23 protein-coding genes are annotated in these 19,237 nt (G+C 38.6%); 11 read left to right on the top strand and 12 right to left on the bottom strand.

From position 1 onward, the window contains the following. Window positions 1-23: 23 nt before the first annotated feature. Window positions 24-977, top strand: coding sequence for a transaldolase (tal, locus tag L5B76_RS05445; protein ID WP_265754571.1), 954 nt, complete (start codon window positions 24-26; stop codon window positions 975-977). Window positions 978-1,405: 428 nt separating this feature from the next. Further along, the gene (luxS, locus tag L5B76_RS05440; protein ID WP_265754570.1) at window positions 1,406-1,912 is read left to right on the top strand and encodes an S-ribosylhomocysteine lyase; all 507 of its coding nucleotides are present in this window, start codon (window positions 1,406-1,408) and stop codon (window positions 1,910-1,912) included. 74 nt (window positions 1,913-1,986) lie between these two features. Here luxS and cpdB read toward each other — a convergent pair whose 3' ends face one another. Further along, window positions 1,987-3,960 carry a 2',3'-cyclic-nucleotide 2'-phosphodiesterase gene (gene cpdB / locus L5B76_RS05435; RefSeq protein WP_265754569.1) on the bottom strand — a complete coding sequence of 658 codons (1,974 nt, stop codon included), beginning with the start codon at window positions 3,958-3,960 and terminating at the stop codon, window positions 1,987-1,989. A gap of 134 nt (window positions 3,961-4,094) precedes the next feature. Continuing rightward, window positions 4,095-4,700, bottom strand: coding sequence for a YagU family protein (locus L5B76_RS05430; protein WP_265754568.1), 606 nt, complete (start codon window positions 4,698-4,700; stop codon window positions 4,095-4,097). A 239-nt stretch (window positions 4,701-4,939) separates the two neighbouring features. On the opposite strand from L5B76_RS05430, the gene L5B76_RS05425 reads away from it, so the two are divergent. From L5B76_RS05425 to L5B76_RS05405, 5 genes are all read left to right on the top strand, one after another. Continuing rightward, window positions 4,940-5,188, top strand: a complete 249-nt coding sequence (locus L5B76_RS05425; protein WP_103853634.1) for an FAD assembly factor SdhE — start codon at window positions 4,940-4,942, stop codon at window positions 5,186-5,188. 101 nt (window positions 5,189-5,289) lie between these two features. Then, window positions 5,290-5,865: an RNA polymerase sigma factor RpoE gene (rpoE, locus tag L5B76_RS05420; RefSeq protein WP_115248848.1), complete on the top strand. Its 576-nt coding sequence runs from the start codon at window positions 5,290-5,292 to the stop codon at window positions 5,863-5,865. A gap of 45 nt (window positions 5,866-5,910) precedes the next feature. Then, window positions 5,911-6,486 (top strand): sigma-E factor negative regulatory protein, encoded by a 576-nt coding sequence (locus L5B76_RS05415; protein WP_115248849.1) that lies wholly within the window; start codon window positions 5,911-5,913, stop codon window positions 6,484-6,486. 73 nt (window positions 6,487-6,559) lie between these two features. Continuing rightward, window positions 6,560-7,519: a sigma-E factor regulatory protein RseB gene (gene rseB / locus L5B76_RS05410; RefSeq protein ID WP_265754567.1), complete on the top strand. Its 960-nt coding sequence runs from the start codon at window positions 6,560-6,562 to the stop codon at window positions 7,517-7,519. Then, a complete protein-coding gene (locus L5B76_RS05405; protein ID WP_265754566.1) occupies window positions 7,520-7,954 on the top strand; it encodes a SoxR reducing system RseC family protein in 435 nt (144 codons plus the stop codon). Window positions 7,955-8,036: 82 nt separating this feature from the next. On the opposite strand, the gene trmL is transcribed toward L5B76_RS05405, so the two are convergent. Further along, window positions 8,037-8,519, bottom strand: a complete 483-nt coding sequence (gene trmL / locus L5B76_RS05400) for a tRNA (uridine(34)/cytosine(34)/5-carboxymethylaminomethyluridine(34)-2'-O)-methyltransferase TrmL (protein WP_265754565.1) — start codon at window positions 8,517-8,519, stop codon at window positions 8,037-8,039. Window positions 8,520-8,651: 132 nt separating this feature from the next. Here trmL and L5B76_RS05395 point away from each other — a divergent pair, with 132 nt between their 5' ends. After that, entirely contained in the window at window positions 8,652-9,044 is a 393-nt protein-coding gene (locus L5B76_RS05395; RefSeq protein ID WP_265754564.1) for a hypothetical protein, read from the top strand. A gap of 31 nt (window positions 9,045-9,075) precedes the next feature. On the opposite strand, the gene L5B76_RS05390 is transcribed toward L5B76_RS05395, so the two are convergent. Then, on the bottom strand, window positions 9,076-9,336 hold the full coding sequence (locus L5B76_RS05390) for a helix-turn-helix domain-containing protein (RefSeq protein ID WP_115248854.1): 261 nt from the start codon (window positions 9,334-9,336) through the stop codon (window positions 9,076-9,078). Window positions 9,337-9,420: 84 nt separating this feature from the next. Between L5B76_RS05390 and L5B76_RS05385 the strand changes: the two genes are divergently transcribed. Both L5B76_RS05385 and L5B76_RS05380 read left to right on the top strand, forming a co-directional pair. Next, window positions 9,421-9,699: a hypothetical protein gene (locus tag L5B76_RS05385; protein ID WP_265754563.1), complete on the top strand. Its 279-nt coding sequence runs from the start codon at window positions 9,421-9,423 to the stop codon at window positions 9,697-9,699. A gap of 1 nt (window position 9,700) precedes the next feature. Further along, entirely contained in the window at window positions 9,701-10,015 is a 315-nt protein-coding gene (locus L5B76_RS05380; RefSeq protein ID WP_265754562.1) for a hypothetical protein, read from the top strand. A gap of 72 nt (window positions 10,016-10,087) precedes the next feature. Here the strand turns inward: L5B76_RS05380 and L5B76_RS05375 are convergent, their stop codons facing one another. The 8 genes from L5B76_RS05375 to lsrA form a co-directional block, all read right to left on the bottom strand. Further along, window positions 10,088-10,186: a methionine/alanine import family NSS transporter small subunit gene (locus tag L5B76_RS05375; RefSeq protein WP_017806746.1), complete on the bottom strand. Its 99-nt coding sequence runs from the start codon at window positions 10,184-10,186 to the stop codon at window positions 10,088-10,090. Between the two features lie 4 nt (window positions 10,187-10,190). Continuing rightward, a complete protein-coding gene (locus L5B76_RS05370) occupies window positions 10,191-11,708 on the bottom strand; it encodes a sodium-dependent transporter (RefSeq protein ID WP_265754561.1) in 1,518 nt (505 codons plus the stop codon). A 423-nt stretch (window positions 11,709-12,131) separates the two neighbouring features. Continuing rightward, window positions 12,132-12,431, bottom strand: coding sequence for a (4S)-4-hydroxy-5-phosphonooxypentane-2,3-dione isomerase (lsrG, locus tag L5B76_RS05365; RefSeq protein ID WP_039090075.1), 300 nt, complete (start codon window positions 12,429-12,431; stop codon window positions 12,132-12,134). A 24-nt stretch (window positions 12,432-12,455) separates the two neighbouring features. After that, window positions 12,456-13,334: a 3-hydroxy-5-phosphonooxypentane-2,4-dione thiolase gene (gene lsrF / locus L5B76_RS05360; RefSeq protein ID WP_265754560.1), complete on the bottom strand. Its 879-nt coding sequence runs from the start codon at window positions 13,332-13,334 to the stop codon at window positions 12,456-12,458. Between the two features lie 19 nt (window positions 13,335-13,353). After that, window positions 13,354-14,367, bottom strand: coding sequence for an autoinducer 2 ABC transporter substrate-binding protein LsrB (gene lsrB, locus L5B76_RS05355; RefSeq protein ID WP_065230571.1), 1,014 nt, complete (start codon window positions 14,365-14,367; stop codon window positions 13,354-13,356). An 85-nt stretch (window positions 14,368-14,452) separates the two neighbouring features. After that, entirely contained in the window at window positions 14,453-15,454 is a 1,002-nt protein-coding gene (lsrD, locus tag L5B76_RS05350) for an autoinducer 2 ABC transporter permease LsrD (protein ID WP_265754559.1), read from the bottom strand. Between the two features lie 14 nt (window positions 15,455-15,468). Next, window positions 15,469-16,449 (bottom strand): autoinducer 2 ABC transporter permease LsrC, encoded by a 981-nt coding sequence (lsrC, locus tag L5B76_RS05345; RefSeq protein WP_065230569.1) that lies wholly within the window; start codon window positions 16,447-16,449, stop codon window positions 15,469-15,471. Between the two features lie 22 nt (window positions 16,450-16,471). Further along, entirely contained in the window at window positions 16,472-17,980 is a 1,509-nt protein-coding gene (gene lsrA / locus L5B76_RS05340) for an autoinducer 2 ABC transporter ATP-binding protein LsrA (RefSeq protein ID WP_265754558.1), read from the bottom strand. A gap of 250 nt (window positions 17,981-18,230) precedes the next feature. Here lsrA and lsrR point away from each other — a divergent pair, with 250 nt between their 5' ends. After that, window positions 18,231-19,175 (top strand): transcriptional regulator LsrR, encoded by a 945-nt coding sequence (gene lsrR, locus L5B76_RS05335; RefSeq protein WP_234702156.1) that lies wholly within the window; start codon window positions 18,231-18,233, stop codon window positions 19,173-19,175. The last annotated feature ends 62 nt before the right edge of the window (window positions 19,176-19,237 follow it).

Genomic DNA, 19,237 nt, shown 5'->3' with positions numbered 1-19,237 from the left:
TAACAATCAAATGAGAGGTAACTATGACAACACAATTAGAAGCATTACGCGAAATGACCGTGGTTGTGGCAGATACAGGGGATATTGAAGCCATTAAAACCTACCAACCACAAGACGCCACCACCAACCCATCACTCATTTTAAGCGCCTCTGCTTTGCCTCAATATGCACCATTAATTGATGAAGCCATTGCTTATGCCAAAAGCAAAAGTGCCGACAAAGCACAGCAACTTATTGATGCAGAAGATAAATTAGCAGTAAATATCGGTTTAGAAATCCTTAAAATTGTCCCAGGACGCATTTCTACCGAAGTGGACGCACGTCTTTCTTACGACACCCAAGCGACGGTTGAAAAAGCACGTAAATTAATCGCTCTTTATAATGAAGCAGGCGTATCTAACGATCGTATTTTAATTAAAATCGCCTCTACTTGGCAGGGTATCCGTGCAGCAGAAATCCTTGAAAAAGAAGGCATTAACTGTAACCTAACCCTTTTATTCTCAGAAGCGCAAGCACGTGCTTGTGCGGAAGCAGGCGTATATTTAATTTCCCCATTCGTGGGCCGTATTCTTGACTGGTACAAAGCAAACAGCGACAAAAAAGAATACGCACCAGCAGAAGATCCGGGCGTGATTTCAGTGACGAAAATTTACAACTATTACAAACAACACGGCTATCAAACCGTAGTAATGGGCGCAAGTTTCCGTAACGTAGGCGAAATTACTGAGCTGGCTGGTTGCGACCGTTTAACCATCGCCCCTGCATTATTAAAAGAATTGCAAGAAAATAACACCGCACTTGTGCGTAAATTAGACTACACGGGTGAAGTGAAAGCCAAGCCACAACCGCTTACTGAAAGCGAGTTCTATTGGCAGCACAACAGCGATCCAATGGCAGTAGAGAAACTGGCTGAAGGTATCCGCAAATTCGCCATCGACCAAGAAAAACTTGAGACGATGTTACTGGCAAAATTTTAATTAAGTCTTATGATCAGATTAACCCATTGTTTTATCGCAATGGGTTATTTGTAGGGATAGTAGTTTGCTTAGAAATAAAAAAAGCCACCCATCAAGGGTGGCAAATAACCTAAGGAACCAATTTCTTTTAAACAACGATAAGTTGTATTCTTTTGCAAGAGAGATACTACACAACTTTACAAAAGTTTACAAATAAAAATTGCAAAAAAAGTGAAAAATTTTGATTTTTCCATTTTAAGGTGAGTTTTTGTGCAAAAATAGGATAAAGAAAAGCCACCTTATTAGGGTGGCAAAATAATTTAAGGAATCAATTTATTAAAACAACTGCAAGTTGCTATACTATAAGACACAAGGACTTACGAAAAGTTCGAAAAAAATAGAAAAATTTTTACATTAATTTACATAACATCAAAATTAAGGAAGAAACGATGCCATTACTCGATAGCTTTAAAGTGGATCACACCAAAATGAACGCCCCTGCAGTGCGCGTTGCCAAAACAATGCGTACCCCAAAAGGCGATGATATTACGATTTTTGATTTGCGTTTTTGTATCCCAAATAAAGAAATTCTGCCACCAAAGGGCATTCACACCTTAGAACACCTTTTCGCTGGCTTTATGCGCGATCACTTAAACAGCGAAAATGTAGAAATTATTGACATTTCGCCGATGGGTTGCCGCACTGGATTTTATATGTCCCTCATCGGCACACCAAACGAACAACAAGTGGCGCAGGCGTGGCTCGCCTCAATGAAAGATATTTTACAAGTGCAAGATCAAAAAGAGATTCCCGAATTAAACGAATATCAATGCGGCACTTACACCGAACACTCCCTGCTCGAAGCCCATCAAATCGCGCAACACATTCTTGACCGCGGCGTAGGCGTAAACAAAAATGAAGATTTGCTACTCGATGAAAGTTTGTTAGCACAGTAATTAATCATACTGCATTTAAGCGATAAAAAAGGCGATGTGAGTTCACATCGCCTTGTTTTTATTAAAAGTGCGGTCTATTTTTTGTTTAAATTTATTTGGTAAACCGCGAAGCCAAGTTCATCTTGCCCAACGTAATCCATTGGATATTGCGCTTTTTCCTTGATGAAGGCTTTTGCTTTATCGCTTGGGGACGTTTCCACTTGTACTTTCAATGGCTGAGTGGTCGCGATTGGGGCAAGTTTCCAGTTATTATCCGCAGAAGGGATCACTTCGCCTTTTTCTTTGGTGGTTTGGCTGATGTAGTTTGCCAAAATTTGACGATTTTCATCAGGGGAAGCAAAGACGATGTGCGCATCACCTGTGCCAGGGAATTTGCCCGAATAAGCGCGATAATTATTGGTTGCAATTAAGAATTGATCGCTATCTTGCACTGGTTTGCCTTGATAGGTGAGATTGACAATACGCGATGCCTTGTCATTAATGAGCTTGCACTCACCGTCATAACGGGCAGGCTGGGTAACATCAATTTCATAGTTTACCCCGTCAATCACATCGAAATTATAAGTACGGAAACCGCTCCAATTTAACAAGGATTGTGGTTTGTCGCTATTTGGATCGATTTGGTTAAACATTCCTGCACTGCACTCAAGCCATTGTTTGAGTTCTGCCCCGCTCACTTTGACAATCACTAAGGTATTTGGGTAGAGATAGAGATCCGCCGCATTGCGGAAGGTGAGATCGCCTTTATCCACTTCCACATAAGCGCTTGGATCGTTTTTACGTCCACCGACTTTAAATGGCGCAGCGGCACTCAGCACTGGAATACCCGCTAGCTCAGGCAGATTTTTCACCACGTTTTCAGCGTAAGCTTGTTGCGCTTGGTTTACGATTTGTACCGTTGGATCATCTTGGAACAAGGCAAGGAAGCTATACATATTATCAGAGGCTTTTCCAATCGGCTGTGCTACAAAGGCACGAGTGGCTTCGTGGACTGGGGCAAGTAATGCCGCAACTTCAGGGTGATTGCCCACAAGGGCTTTTTTCTTATCGGCATCATAAATCGGACGCAAGGCTGCACGGCCGTCAGTCACAAACCATTTACCATTATGTTGATTTAAGGTGAGATCCACCACGCTGATATTATTTGCCCAATAGCCCGCCATACTTTCTGGCACGCCGTTCATTGTGCCTTTTTCAATATCCGCCCCTTTGCTGTTAGCAAATTCTTTATTTGGGAATAAGCGGTGCGAATGGCCGAAGATCACGGCATCAATGCCTTTGACATCAGCTAAATGGAAGGCGGCATTTTCTTCACCTTCTTTATAAGGTTCATCGGAAGGGCCGGTGTGTGCCAGTGCAACAATAATGTCAGCACCCTGTGCTTTCACAATTGGCACATATTTTTCTGCGGTTTTCTTAATATCGTAGGCTTTTACTTTGCCTTCTAAATTGGCTTTATCCCATACCATCACTTGTGGTGGCACAAAGCCAATATAACCAATTTTGATTTGATGCGTGTTGCCCGCATTATCTGTTACGCTTTTTTCTTGAATAAAATAAGGTTGGAAATAAGGCTGGTCATCGCTGGCTCTCACCACATTGGCGTTGATAATAGGGAAGTGAGCTTGCTTAATGGCACGATCTAAATAATCTAAGCCATAGTTGAACTCGTGGTTGCCGATCGTTCCCACATCATAGTGCATTGCATTTAGGGCTAAAATAGACGGATTTGGTTTGTCTTCTTTATCCCCTTTAGCGGCTTGATAATCGGCAATCGGGTTGCCTTGAATTAAATCGCCATTATCCACTAACACCGAGTTTTTCACTTCTTGACGAGCGCTTGCAATCAGGCTTGCTGCACGGGTAAAACCAAATTTATCCGTAGGCGCATCTTTGTAATAATCAAAATCCGTCAAAAAACCGTGAATATCCGTGGTGGCAATAATGCGTAACGCCACCGTAGTATTTTGCTCCGCCGCATTGAGCGATAAGCTGTTTACACTGAATAAACTTAATGCGCCAAGACGCAGGAATTTTCTTCTATCCATATTTTCTCCTTTTTATTGTTAAACTCAGGCTATGGCATTGTACGCAAATTTTTGATTTCGCTCTACATTTTTACAAAAAAGAGGGGTGATAAAAAAGAAAAAAATAAAGCCCGAAGGGTTCGGGCTTTACTTGATTAACGATAAGGTTGATCTAATGGAACTTCAGGGTCTGGTTGGTGCGTGATGCGGTTACGTAAATCACGGCGCACAATCTCAATTGTCCAGAACCAGAAAACGTGGCCCACTAATTCAGAAACGTGTTCGTATAATGGCCAGTCTAATACTGGTGGTGTTAAACCTAAAGCAGGGAATGTGATGTAGTGTACACAAACATCAGCGATTAGACCTGCGCCCACACCTTGCCAGAATTTGATTTTAGGGAAACGCTCTGCAACCACACAGTAACCCACCGCAAATACGATTGAGAAGGTGATGTGAGTTACCCCAATCCAGTTAAAACCGTGATCAGCGAAAGTGAACACTGCTTCAGTTGGATCAATACCAAAATAATCACGCAAGAAAACGTGTGGTGGGTTTAAAAACGCACGAGAACACACTTCCAAAGCTTGTGATGGATCTTGACAAGCCGCAACGAATAAATCGAATGGGCTGCGTGGTGGGAATGGATGCTCTGCACCCCATTTTACGAAGGCAGAAAGTAAACCCGCAATAATACCGACAAAAGCGGCAACACCATAACGGCGGCGAGCTGGATTAGTTTGCGTAAAAATACCTGACATAACGGTATGCTCCTTAAAATAGTATATTGTTATTTTGTTCGATTTTGATATTTATTAAATTAGATAAAATAAATAGAAAATCTGCCCGTCATTCTATGCTTAATCGAGTAATAGTCAAGTAATTTATGACTCATAAGAGTTAATTCTTAAGGGGTAATAAAATCTCATAAAAAATCCCCGCACTTTATGGCAGATTTTCGCTATAATCCCTCCATTATTCAGTTCAAAAGGGAACAGAAATGGAAAAATATAATAAATTTCGCCTTGAATGGGATTGTCGGCGTGGAATGTTAGAGTTAGATAAAGTGATTATGCCTTTCTTTCAGCAACATTTTGATGAGCTAGATGAGCAACAAAAAGCCACGTTTGTGCGTTTATTAGCGGCAACGGATTTACAATTATTTTCGTGGTTTTTTAACCGAAAACCTGCGCCAGATCTTGAATTACAGCAAATGGTTTCCTATATACAAGAAAAATTATCGAGCTAATTTGATAAAAAGATTGAACTTTTACGATTTTCACCCCTCTAAGAGAACACGAGCTTGCTGTCTTGTGTATCAAGGCTTGTTAGAGGTGTATAAGAGGTTATATGACTGAACAGCTAACAGATCAGGCTTTGGTAGAAAGGGTACAGCAGGGAGATAAGAAAGCATTCAATTTGTTGGTATCGCGTTATCAAAATAAGGTGGCAGGGCTATTAACCCGTTATGTGTCGCCGAATGATATTCCCGATGTTGTACAAGAATCATTCATTAAAGCATATCGCTCTATTGAATCATTCCGCGGTGACAGTGCTTTCTACACTTGGCTATATCGTATCGCCGTGAACACGGCAAAGAATTATTTAACCGCACAGGGGCGCCGTCCGCCGAATGAAGATATTCTGGCAGATGAGGCAGAATCCTATGATGTGGGAACAAATTTGCGGGACGTAGATACGCCCGAAAATCAGATGTTATCTGGTGAATTGAAGAAGATCATTTTTGATACCATTCATAGTATGCAAGAAGACTTAAAAACCGCCATCACCTTGCGTGAGTTAGAGGGGCTAAGTTATGAAGAAATTGCCGATATTATGAATTGCCCAGTAGGAACGGTGCGTTCGCGTATTTTCCGCGCAAGGGAGATTATCGAAAATAAAATTCAACCCCTTCTTCAAGGCTAATACAACATTAATAACATTAAGAAAGAGAAAACCCTGGAGTTTACAATGCAAAAAGAGCAACTTTCCGCTTACATTGATGGCGAACAAATCAGCGAGGCAATGACAGAAAAACTTTGCCAAGATGCTGATTTACAAAAATCCTGGGCAAATTTTCATACTATTCGTGCAGTAATGCGTCAGGAAAGTGAAGTATTATTGGGTGCGGATTTCACTGCAAAAATGGCAGATTTAATTGAGCAAGAAGAAATTGTGGTGGCGCAACCGATGGTTTCTCAACCAATGCCAGAAGAAACTGCGCAATCGCCATTTATGCAAAAACTGAAAGCGTGGTTTATGCCAATGACTCAATTTGCCGTGGCAGCGGGCGTGTGCTTAGTTGCGGTGATGGGCGTGCAAAGTTTTATGGCGCACAATGGCAAAGAAAACCAAGACGCCCCTGTGTTGCAAACCTTGCCATTTAACAATTCCGTGCAAGAAGTGAGCTATAATGCGCCAACCCAATCGGTGATTACGCCTGAGCAAATCGAGCAAAAAAATAAACGTATTGATTCAATGCTACAAAGCTACGAATTGCAAAAACGCATTTATGCGGATAGATTAAATTTGCAAAATCAGAAATAACAATGAATGAAGTTTAGGTTATTCACCACCATTTTTGGTGGTGAATTTGTTTGTATCCTATGTGTGAATAACGATGTTAAAAACGGTCAAAAAAATCACCGCACTTTCCTTAGTGCTATTTTCTGTAAATCCCTTATGGGCGGCAGAACCTGATGCAGTCCAGCCCCGCCAATTGCTAGATGAAATGCAACAGGCAGGCTCTCATCTGAACTATGAAATTGCTTTCGTGCAAACCACGCCGAATATGGCTTCATTACGTTATAGCCATATTCATCATAACGGCAAAACCTACGCCCAACTGCTCACCCTTGACGGAATGCCACAACAAATTGTGCAACGTGATAATGTGGTGAGTTATTTCCAACCGAATTATTCTCCGTTCTCGATTAACGCCAATCATATTGTGGACAGCTTGCCTGCGATTATGTGGAGCAATCTTGATGCGCTGAAACAAAATTATGATTTCACCTATATTGGACGCAACCGCGTGGCAGATCGTGTGGTGCAAACCATTCGCATTTTGCCGAAAGATGATTTTCGCTATCAATATGTGGTCTTTATTGATGAACAAAGCCATTTGTTGTTACGCAGTGATGTGTTAGATCGAGAAAATAATCTGTTAGAACAATTCCGCGTGGTGAATTTATATCAAAGCGAACAATTTGATGATTTACTCAATGCCATTAATCATATGGGTTTTCCTGCGCTGATTAATGACAAAACCACTTTCCAGCCAAGTAAGGAAGCCTTTGACTGGCAGCCAAGCTGGTTACCAAACGGCTTTAAGCTGATTAATCGCAGTGTGGAAACTAATGGCGAAGAACGCATTGAAGCGCAGCTTTACAGCGATGGATTATTTTCCTTCACCCTTTACCGCTCAAGTTCAATTTTGCCAAATGAAGAAAAAAACGGCTGGTGGAATGGCACCAGAACCTTTTATAGCGAAACCTTTGGCGATAACGAATTTACCCTTGTCGGGCAGCTACCGATTTCTACCGCAAAACGAATTGTGCAAGATATTAAGGTGAAGTAAATGCTGAAAGAAAGTGCGGTAGTTATTTCCTATCAATCTGGCATTGCGCAAGTGAAATGCCAATCGCAAAGTGCCTGCGGAAGCTGCGCGGCAAAGTCTGCCTGTGGCTCAGCTGCACTGGCGGAACTGAACGGCACAGGCACGGCGCATTTTTTTGAGGTGGAAACCATCACCCCTGTCAAAGCAGGGCAAATTATCGAAATTGGTTTAATGGAACGCTCACTGATTTTGTCTAGTTTGCTGGTGTATTTTTTCCCGTTACTCACCTTATTGCTTTCCACGTTGATCGCCGATCAGCTTTTCCAAACCGAACTGTGGCAAGGCATTTTTATCGTTTTTTGCACCGCACTTGCTTTTGTGATCGTCCATTTGGTATCGAAATCTTGGCACAAAAAAGCAAGTTATCGCCCGATTTTTTTGCGTGTAGTGCGTTGATATTATTTCTATTTCTCTTCGTTTAAAAAACAAAACCGCCGTGAAAGGCGGTTTATGCTAAAAAGAGAAAGAAATGCTTAATTTATGCAGTCGGATCAAAATTCACCGCACCAGCATAGCCTAATTGTCGCCACGCTTCATAAACCGCCACCGCAACAGAATTCGATAAATTCATACTACGGCTATTTTCAGTCATTGGAATACGGATTTTTTGTTCCATTGGCATTTCATCTAAAATGGCCATTGGAATACCGCGTGTTTCAGGGCCAAACATCAAATAATCCCCTTGTTGATAGGCCACTTGGCTGTGAGCTAAACGCCCTTTGGTGGTCATTGCAAATAAGCGTTTTGGTTGCTCGCTGGCAAGAAAATCAGCAAAGGTTTTGTGCTTTTTGATTTCAGCAAATTCGTGATAATCCAATCCTGAACGGCGTAGGCGTTTATCATCCCAAGTAAAACCAAGTGGCTCAATTAAATGCAAACGAAATCCTGTATTGGCACAAAGGCGAATAATATTCCCTGTATTCTGTGGGATCTCAGGTTCATACAAAACAATATCTAACATAATCTTCCTCACTAAAAATTAGCACAAATTTTACTGTTAAATTTATAAAAATCAAAATTTTACAAAATCTTACCGCGCTTTATTTTGTCTGTGATAAGATAAAATTCATTATTAATCAATAAAGGAGAGAAAATGTCTTTGATCAGCAAAACCTTTGGTGGCTTAAATAAAGCATACTATTTCCGCCATTTTTTCTTCGGCTTAATTCTTTTTATTCTATTGGAGGCAATGCTCTTTAATGCGGGAAAGGGGGTGATTGACAGCAAATTTATCTCAATCACAATAATGAATTGCGTTCTTCTTTTTTTGTATCCTTATTCACGTTTTGTGTATGAAAGCGTGGTGGATTATCTCTTGGGAGAGAATGTTTTCTTTGTGAACCCCATTTTGTTGCTTGTTACAAAAACTATGACGATGTTTCTATGCTTTTTCTTTAGCTGGGCGATTGCCCCAATTGGGTTGATTTATCTGTATTTTTATCATTCCAAACAAGAAAAGCTGGCTCAGCAGGAACTAGACGAATAAGTAAAAACACCGCACTTTTTTCGCGAGGAAATTATTTAGTACGAAAAAAAGTCGCGTGTAGTTGTTGTAATACTTTACTAGGGTCAAGTTCTAAGGCCTGGCAATATTCAATAAATTCCATCACATCGAGACGGCGATCGCCCGTTTCGATTTTTCCAATTAAAGAATAAATCACCCCTAAACGTTCTGCTAAAGCCCGTTGTGATAGCCCTAATGCTTGCCGTTGAGTAATAAATAATTGGCGAAGAAATTGTTGTTCTTCTGCGTGAATAGATGTGCGTAATTTTTTCATTGCACCTATTTTAGGTTCAGGTTAGAATGAACCTGTTTTAGGTGCAAATCTTAACTGTCAATAATGAAAATTAAGGAGAAAATTATGACAACTCAAAACGTGCAAACTAAAGTGGGAACGGGATTAGTCGCAGGATTAATTGCTTGTGTGCTAGCTGTACTGGGTATCTTATTTTTAGGCTTTATTTTTGTTCCATTGGCTTTTATTACCGTATTAATTGGCACGATTATTGCGGTTAAAAATCGCAATCTAGCGGGTATTGGCGTAAATATTCTAGCTTGGGTATTAGTACTCATCGGATTAATGACGTCCCCTGTTTTATTATCTGCCATTGGGTTAGGCGCAGCGGGAGTTGCACAATAAAATGAAAAAATTAGCAACGTTAATCACGTTATTTCTCACAGGGTGCGGTGTTGTGGGAAATCAAACCATTTCTGATGAAATACTCAAAGAGAAAGCCGCATTCGCTTTAAGTACAAACGCAAATAAGGTAGTAATTTCAGAGCGTAAAGCAGGTATCGATGATATTCGTTTTATTGCCACCGTTGGGAAGAAAAAATATCAATGCTATATTACAACCGTGGTTGTCGTTTCTTCTGATGCAGTCTGTTCTGGTACAGATGGAAGTAAATCTTCATCTTGTAACGCATTAGAAAAAGCTGCAGGACGTTGTAAATAATTTTGTAAATTGGATGAAAAACAGCCACACATTCGTGGCTGTTTCTATTTAAAAGTGCGGTCTTTTTTCCGACTAGTTTTTTTCTTTTGGTAGGGCTTTGATTGCGTAAATTAATCCGCCCCAAATAATAACCAACGCGACGGTCATCATAATAATTGCACTGGTACTCATTTGATTAATCCTCTTTTGTTTGATCATTTAGGCTAAATAATTCTTCGTGTTTCCATTTGAGGCGTGAGAGTAAGAAAGAAACCACAACCAGCCCAACAGCCATACCCCAACCAAAAATATTCACGAACCAAGATGGATAGCCCTCGTAGCCTTCGGTGAACACTTTTGCTCCTTCGCTTAACAACATAAAGGCGAGAATCCCTGTGGTTAGCACGATACATAAACGCCACAAAAAGCCTAATTTGAAAGACGAGGTTGCGTTTAAATGGCTTTCCAAGGTGCTGAGTTTTTCGTTCGTTACAATCGCGACTAAAGACACAAATGCCACTGCCACAATACCGAAATAGTTCACGAATTTATCCAACACATCAAGCATCGGCAAGCCTGTGGTTGTACCGAATAAAATCACAGAAACTAACATCATAGGCAAGCCTACGATAACTGTAACTTTTGTGCGACGAATACGTAATTTGTCTTGTACCGCAGAAATAATCACTTCGATCACCGAAATAAAGGAGGTTAATGCCGCGAAAGTGAGGGAAGCGAAGAATAATACGCCTAGCACTTCGCCGAATGGGGCTTTATTGATGATGGTTGGGAATGCGAAGAATGCCAAGCCAATTCCGCCTTTGGCGACTTCACTCACTTCTTGCCCTGAGGCGCTTGCCATAAAGCCAAGTGCGGCGAATACACCAATGCCTGCGAGCAATTCAAAACTACTGTTCGCAAAGCCGACGACTAAGCCATTGCCCGTTAAATCGGAGTCTTTTTTCAGGTAAGACGCATAGGTGATCATAATGCCGAAACAAATGGAGAGGGAGAAGAAAATCTGCCCATATGCGGCAATCCACACACTCGGGTCAGACAGTTTCGACCAGTTTGGCGTAAATAACGCATCTAAGCCTTTTGCTGCCCCTGGTAAGAATAAGGACGATACCACTAACACTACAAACATCACCAATAGCACCGGCATTAAAATCGTGGAGGCTTTGGCAATCCCTTTTTGTACGCCAAGGGCAAGCACACCAAGTGCCACTAGCCACACGGCGATTAACGGCCCAACTACCATTCCCACAAATTCAAAGCTGACCCCTTGAGCAATATCGCCCATTTTTAAGAAATCGTGTAAGAAAAAGTCGATAGGCTTATCGCCCCAAGCGGCATTGAAAGAAAAATAGGTATAGCTCGCAGCCCAGCCAAGCACCACCGCATAGTAAATCCCGATGATCACATTGACCATCACCTGCCACCAGCCGAAGGTTTCAAAATGGCGGTTAAAACGGCGATAAGACAGCGGCGCACCACCACGATGACGATGTCCGATCGCATAGTCTAAAAATAATAAAGGAATCCCCGCCGTTAAAAGCGCAATAAGATAAGGAATAATGAATGCACCACCACCATTTTCATAAGTGGTATAAGGAAAACGCCAAATGTTTCCCAAACCCACAGCAGATCCGATGGCGGCAAAAATAAATGCACGACTGCCCGAAAAGGTTTCGCGTTTTGCTGACTGTGTCATATTTTCACCTATTTAAACGTTAAAGAAATGTTAAGGTTAGGAAATATAACGGAATATAAGTTTTAGTCAATAGATAAAAATACTATAAATAGTCCTATTTTTTCTATGTTTTAGCAATTTTTACAGTTTTAAATTTTGTAAAGATTTTTATTTTTAGATTAATATTCTAAAAATGAGTTTCTCATAAGTAATCGTGCTAAAAAGCCTATCTTCCCCCCACATAAAAAACTAGCTTAAAAAAATGCAAAAAATTTTGTAAAAAATGGCCGCACTTTTGATTTTTACTTCAAAAGTGAGCCGATAAAAATGTAAATGAATGATGATTTGTTCATAAAAAAATCTGCACCTTAATTGCTAGCTTTTACGTCCAACTTTTAGGGTACAGATTAAAGCATAGTGTATTTTTTTTACTATTAAATATATTTATGAAATTTCAGGGCTAACCCAGTCAAATAGTTTTTTGCTTCTAGGGCAAGTCATAAGATTTTCTAGTTCTTTCACACAATGCTGATAGTGTGGCGTTTTTCTATGCTCATTTAGAGCTTCTTCACTCGCGTAAACTTCATAAGCATAAAAACGTGTTTTGATTTCTGGATCGCGTAAAACATCGAAGCGGATATTCCCTTTTTCAGCACTTGTGCAAGCCTGATGATGTTTAAAAAGGGTTAAGAATTCTTCTTCTTTTCCTTCTTTCACATTAATTTCAACTAACATTGTAAGCATAATTGCTCCTTAATGAATTTGTGGTTAACTATTTTTTTCGTGAAGATAGAGTTGATAAGCTTTTTCCGAATTTTCACCGCCATGAACAACAGCATTCACAGCTTTTAACATAGCAATAGGTGAATCTGATTGGAAAATATTTCTTCCCATATCTACCCCTAAAGCGCCTTGATCTATAGCTTGATAGCACATTTCTAATGCATCGCGTTCAGGGAGTTTTTTTCCGCCAGCAATAACAATGGGAACAGGGCATCCAGCCGTAATACGCTCAAAGCCTTTATCAACATAATAGGTTTTGATTATATTTGCGCCCATTTCTGCAGCAATACGCGTAGAAAGTGAAAAATAGCGTTGATCTCTAGCCATATCTTTACCAACACCAGTTACAGCCATAATTGGCATTCCATAGCGATAACCTTGATCAACCAATTTGATAATATTTTTAATTGATTGATGTTCGTATTCTGAGCCAATGTAAACTTGCGCAGCCATAGCTGATACGTTTAGTCTTAATGCATCTTCAATATCAACTGCAACGGCTTCATTCGATAATTCAGTTAGAATTGAATTTGCTCCTGATGCACGTAATGCAATAGGCTTATTAGTATCTGGAGGAACAACGCTACGTAAGATCCCTCTTGTACACATTAAAACATCAGTATATTCAAATAATGGTGCAATATTGAGATCTATGCGCTCTAATCCTGTTGTTGGGCCTTGAAAATAACCGTGATCAAAAGCTAACATAATTGTTTTACCTGTTTTAGGATTAAATATGTTAGCCAGTCTAGATTGCATTCCCCAGTCTAAAGCCGCACATCCTTTTAAATAAAATGCCTTATGTGTTTGGGGCTTATCTAATCCGAAGTCTTTTCCATCTTTGATATCATCTAAATCTGCCATTTTATTCTCCTACCTGATTTTAAAAATTATAGTTGTCAATATTATCTTTGGTAAAAACAACACGTTCAGGAAGGAGTACAATTCCATTTCCTTTCGCTTCATATTGATAACCTTGAACACTATTTGGTGATACTTCAACTTCACCAATATCAGGAACTTTAACTTTATCTCCTACGTTTAGTGTTCGACCTTTTAAAAGTTCATTTGTTACAGCAATAGAAATTTCACCCTGTTTTACTACATCCCATAGACCAAATTGTTTTACTGTGCCGCGTTTTACATAAGGTCGCATTACATTTGGTGTACTAAAACCAACAATCGTAATTTTGTCATTTTTTAAGTTTTCCGCAGCTTGGGCGGCAGCAGGTAAGGCGTTTGCATCAGGCGCAATAATAATATCTAAGTCTGGATAGGCCTTAATAATACCTTCTGCTGTTTGCAAAGATTTAATTGCATCATTGTAACCAAACTGAGTCGTTACAATTTCCCATTCTGGATGTTCTTTACTGATTTTGGCTTTAGCCGCGTTTACCCACTGGTTTTGATCTGTTACTGTTGGGCTAGAATAGAAAAAGGCAACTTTAGCTTTAGGTTTAGTGACTTGATTAGCGGCCATTTCAACTAGCATTGAACCAAGTTGCTCAGGTGTGCCTTGGTTGATATAGTAGCTTCGACATTCAGGTTTTACATCAGAGTCCCACGTAAGAATTTTTACACCTCTTTTCATTGCACGTTGTAATGTAGAACAAAGTCCTTCAGGAGAAACCGCGGAAACGACAATTGCGTTATAGCCTTGATTTACAAAGTTATTAATTAATTGTACTTGATTTGAAACGCTTGGTTCTGTTGGACCATCGTAGGTAACATTTACACCTAGTTTTTTACCCATTTCAGTCGCACCTTGGCCACCACTTGTAAAAAAGCCAACTCCAACGAGTTTAGGAATGAATGCGATTCTATCGGCAGCTTGTACAAAAGTTGCGGTTAAACCTAACATAATAGCAAGTGCGGTTGTTTTTAATTGCATTTTCATAGTGAGTCTCCTATTTTATAGTTGAACATTAATGAGATACTGCATAAGTAAAAGTTAAAGATTAATTATAAAAGTCCTCCTTTATTTATTTTTGTTTTAAATAAAAAACATTCTTCTTAAGCCAATTCATAATAAAACTTCGATATATGCTGAATGATTTTCCAATTAGTACGATAATTAATAATGCTCCTGATAAAGCACTAGAGATTTCATTAGAGACACCAACCATTTGTAAGCCCTGCTGCAGATAACCAATTAATAGTGCCGCGATGGCTGTGCCAAGAACAGAACCCGCTCCACCATAGATATTTGCACCGCCTAATACAACAGCTGTAAGGACAGGCATTAATAATGAACTACCTAAGTCAGAACGAGCTGATCCAAAATAGGATACTAGTAATATTCCAACAAATGCTGCAACGGCACCTAATAAACCGTAAATAATAAATAAGGTTTGTTTGATAGGTACGGCATTATAAATAGAAGCGCGTTCATTTTGGCCAATTAAAAATATACTTCTGCCAATAACTGTTTTATGCATTAATAACCAGAATATTATAGCTATAATAATGAAGTAAATAATTGAAGTTGGAATGTTGAAAATACTTTGATTAGCGAAGTTTAATAAACTATCTGGAAAACCACCGATACCTTCATAACCAGTAGCGCCAACAAATCCAGATAGTAATAAAGCTCCACCACCGTAAAGATACATTGTTCCTAGTGTAATGACGAGAGGATTAACTTTGGTGTACAAAATAAGACTTGCATTAAATAACCCACATAAAATTCCAATGATAAAAGTAAGAAAAATAGCAATGCTTAGAGGATAACCTAATTGAAATAAGACACCTAAAGATATAGCACAAAGACCGACAGTAGAACCAAAAGAAATATCCATACCACCACTAACAATAATCAGTGTCAGTGGTAATGCCAACATTCCAATATAAATAAAATCACTTGTGCTATATAACAAAATATTGATATCTAGCATTCTAGGGTTAAATAAACCAAATCCAATTATTTCTAAAATAACAAGAAAGAATAATGTTATTTCCCAGCTATATTTCTTTATCTGTAACATAATTTCTCCTTAATTTATTTAGTGTTAAGGAATCTGGAGTAACGTTGTAGTTTTAAGTTTTCACTAATCATTACTCTTATTCTTCCATCAAAAATTAATACACATAGTAAAACGAGTCCTGCAATAAAATTATTCCAATAAGCAGGAACTTTAAGTAAAACCAAGATCGTATCAATTTGTATCAGGAAGTAAGCGCCTAATACGGCACCGAGAATATTTCCTGCTCCACCAAGCAAACTAATTCCACCTAATACACAGGCAGCAATAGCTTTCATTTCTAAACCACTGCCAGTTGAGTTCGGAACAAAACCAATTTGTGAAGTGAATACTATTCCAGCGATGGCCGCCATTAATCCATTAATTGTAAATGCAAGGATTCGAATCTGATTTGTTTTTACACCAAGTTGTAATGCACCTTGTAGATTATCGCCTACGGCATAGAAATTGCGTCCATTTTGAGTACGAGTAAGAATGAAGTAAGAAATTAAAATAAGTATTAGTGTCATCCATCCAATGGGAGAGATAGATAACAAGTTAGGGGATGCAAGTAATTTTAAATCTTGTGGTAATCCTTCGATCCATTTACCACCAGTGATTAATAGCATTATTCCTTTGTACAAACCTAATGTACCTAGTGTGGCAACAATAGCAGGTATCTTTAATAAAGTAACAAGTATTCCATTAAATATTCCCGCTGCGATTCCACATAATAAAGTCATAAAAAATGCAGTAACCAGATTAAATTCAGCGTTAAGAAGACTACCCATAATTACAGCACATAGCCCCATTATTGAACCGATGGAAACATCAATGTTACGCGTTAAAATAACGAACGTTGTACCTAGTGCTAATAGGATAACAATGAGAGATGAATTAAAAATCATTGTTATTGTTTGCAAATGAAATCCATTACCTTCAAATCCAAGTAATAGAAAAAGAAATAAAATAGCAATTAGAATGGTTATTTCTCTATTGTTTTGAATGAATTTCCACATAATTTGGTGTCTCCTTTGAAATTTATCCGCCAAATGCAAATTGCATAATCTTATCGCTATTTATTTGATCACCTTGCAAACTACAGTTAATTTCTCCATCATGCATAACAAGAACACGATCAGACATTTTCTCGATTTCTTCTAAGTCAGAAGAAATGAAAAGCACGGCAACATTTTGTTTAGCGACTGATTTGATAAGTTGATAGATATCAGCTCTTGCACCGACATCAACACCGCGAGTAGGTTCATCAACGATCAGTAAACGTGGATTGGCTTCTAAACATTTAGCAATTAAGACTTTTTGCTGATTTCCACCAGATAGGGTGCGAATAGGTTGTTGTGGCATTGCATATTTTATACCCATCGCTCTTTTATAACGTTCTAAAGTAGCATTTTCTCTATTTTCATCTAGCCAGAATCCTTGATTGTAATAAGTGAGCGCACAAACATTCCAAGTAAGTGCCGCATCTAAATATAATCCTGAAGATTGCCGGTCTTCGGGAAGATAAACAATACCTTTTTGTAAACGCTGTTTTAATGAGAGAGAAGTAATATTTTCATTTTTAAATAAAATTTCACCGCACTTTGCTTTCCTTAAACCATATAAGGTTTCTGCAAGTTCTGTTCTACCAGCTCCGACAACACCAGCTAATCCAAGTATTTCACCAGGATAAAGATCAAAGGTGATATTTTTAAAACCTTCACCAGTTAAATGATTTACTTCAAGGATAGGAGAGTTAGTATCTTTAGTGCGTAGATGACCAGGCAATTCTAACCAAAGTTTTTGTGTTTCATTAAGCTGAGCATTTTTCAAGCTAGGCTTAATTGCGTTGATAATTTGTTCTTGGGTTAGGTCATTGGTTTTCCCTGTTAAAGCGATATATCCATCTCGCATAATACTAATGCGATGAGAGATCTGACATACTTCATTTAATTTATGGGAAATAAAAATGATACCTACACCTTTATCTAATAATGAATTAATTTTATTAAATAGATTTTCAGTTTCAGCAGGTGTTAAAGAAGCTGTGGGCTCATCAAGAATAAGCAAACTTGCGTTACGCATTAGTCCGCGCATAATTTCCACAAGTTGTTGATCTGCAACTTCTAAAGATCCTGCTTGCATATCAAGAGACAAATGAGAGTTTAGCTCTTTCAGCAATTCATTTAGTTTTTCTTCATTTTCTTTATGACGGGGTAAACTAAAAAGGATATTTTCTTTTACGGTTAAATTTGGAAAGAGCAGAGGTTCTTGTGGAACAAGATAGATTCCAAGACGATGTGCTTTCTGTGGGGAAAGTCTAGTCTGAATTTCACCACCAATTTTTATTGTGCCTCTATCAGCAGATTGGATACCAGCGATAATTTTCATTAATGTTGATTTTCCAGCGCCATTCCCACCTAATAGTGAGTGAATTTCACCAGCATATACAGAAAAATCTATATCTTTAAGAACTTCTACGCCTGAAAAGGATTTGCTGATATTATGTACATCTAATAAACATTTTTTCATTGAAGATTCATTATGCATAAGATGTTACCTTTAATGATTGAACAAATGTAAAATCTAAAATTCAATTTATCATAATGTTAGTTCCAAATATAAAATAAATCTGTGATCAAGATCTCATATTCAGATTATTTACCCTATAAATGGAAGTTTTTATCTAAAAAGTGATCTTTGTCACAGTATTTGAAAAAATTGAAAATGAACAATTGATATTTTTATGATTCATATGAATAATATTTGTGAGTAGAAAATGAATGAAAAAAGACAAGAAATGAACGCATTATCTCATTCAATGACAGAAGAAGAGCTTTTAGCTCGTATTGCTTGGTTTTATTACCACGATAATTTAACACAAGGTGAAATTGGAGAAAGACTAGGATTGCCTAGGCTAAAAGTTTCTCGACTGTTAGAAAGAGGGCGTCAGCATGGAATTATTAAAGTTCAGATTAACTCTCGGTTTACGGGATGCTTAGAATTAGAACAGGCCTTACAGCAACGTTTTGATTTGAAATATATTCGAATTTTACCAGAGCTAGAACAACATGATCTGAATGAGCGCTTAGGAATTGGAGCTGCGCAATTATTAATGTCCTTACTCAAGCCTAATCAACTTTTATCTATTGGGTTTGGGGAAACCATTATGCAGACTATTAAATATAGCAATGATTTTATTACTCAGAATCAAATTAAACTGATTACCTTATCTGGAGGGGTTGGTCCCTATATGAAAGGTATTGGCCAATTGGATGGCTCTTGTTCCGTGAGTATTATCCCAGCGCCGTTAAGGGCTTCATCAATAGAAGCAGCTAAATTATTTAAAAAAGAAGCTTGCGTTAGGGATATTATGCTTGCAGCTTGTAGTGCTGATGTCGCAATCGTTGGTATTGGAGCAACGCGGCAGCGAGGACAAGCAACATTATTGCGTTCAGGTTATATAACAGAAGAAAAGCAGCAAACAATTAGAGCAAAAGGTGCTGTAGGAGATATTCTTGGTTATTTTATGCAAAAAGATGGCACATTACAGCCTGATATGCCATTGCATGAAGAGTTAATCAGTGTTTCTTTAGATAACTTGCAAAAAATTCCTAATGTAATTGGTATTGCAGGTGGAGAAAATAAGGTCGAAGCTATCCTAAGTGCATTATATGGGAAGCATATCAATTCATTGGTAACAGAAGAAAAAACGGCTCGTATGATCCTTGCACACCTCGTCTAGATGTTATAAGTGCGGTTGATTTTTTTAGCGTTTTTTCAAGATTATTCAGGAGGGAACATGGA

The sequence above is a fragment of the Avibacterium sp. 21-594 genome (genome assembly GCF_026226815.1).
Taxonomy (GTDB): domain Bacteria; phylum Pseudomonadota; class Gammaproteobacteria; order Enterobacterales; family Pasteurellaceae; genus Avibacterium; species Avibacterium avium.
This window is presented reverse-complemented; position numbering and strand designations above follow the sequence as displayed.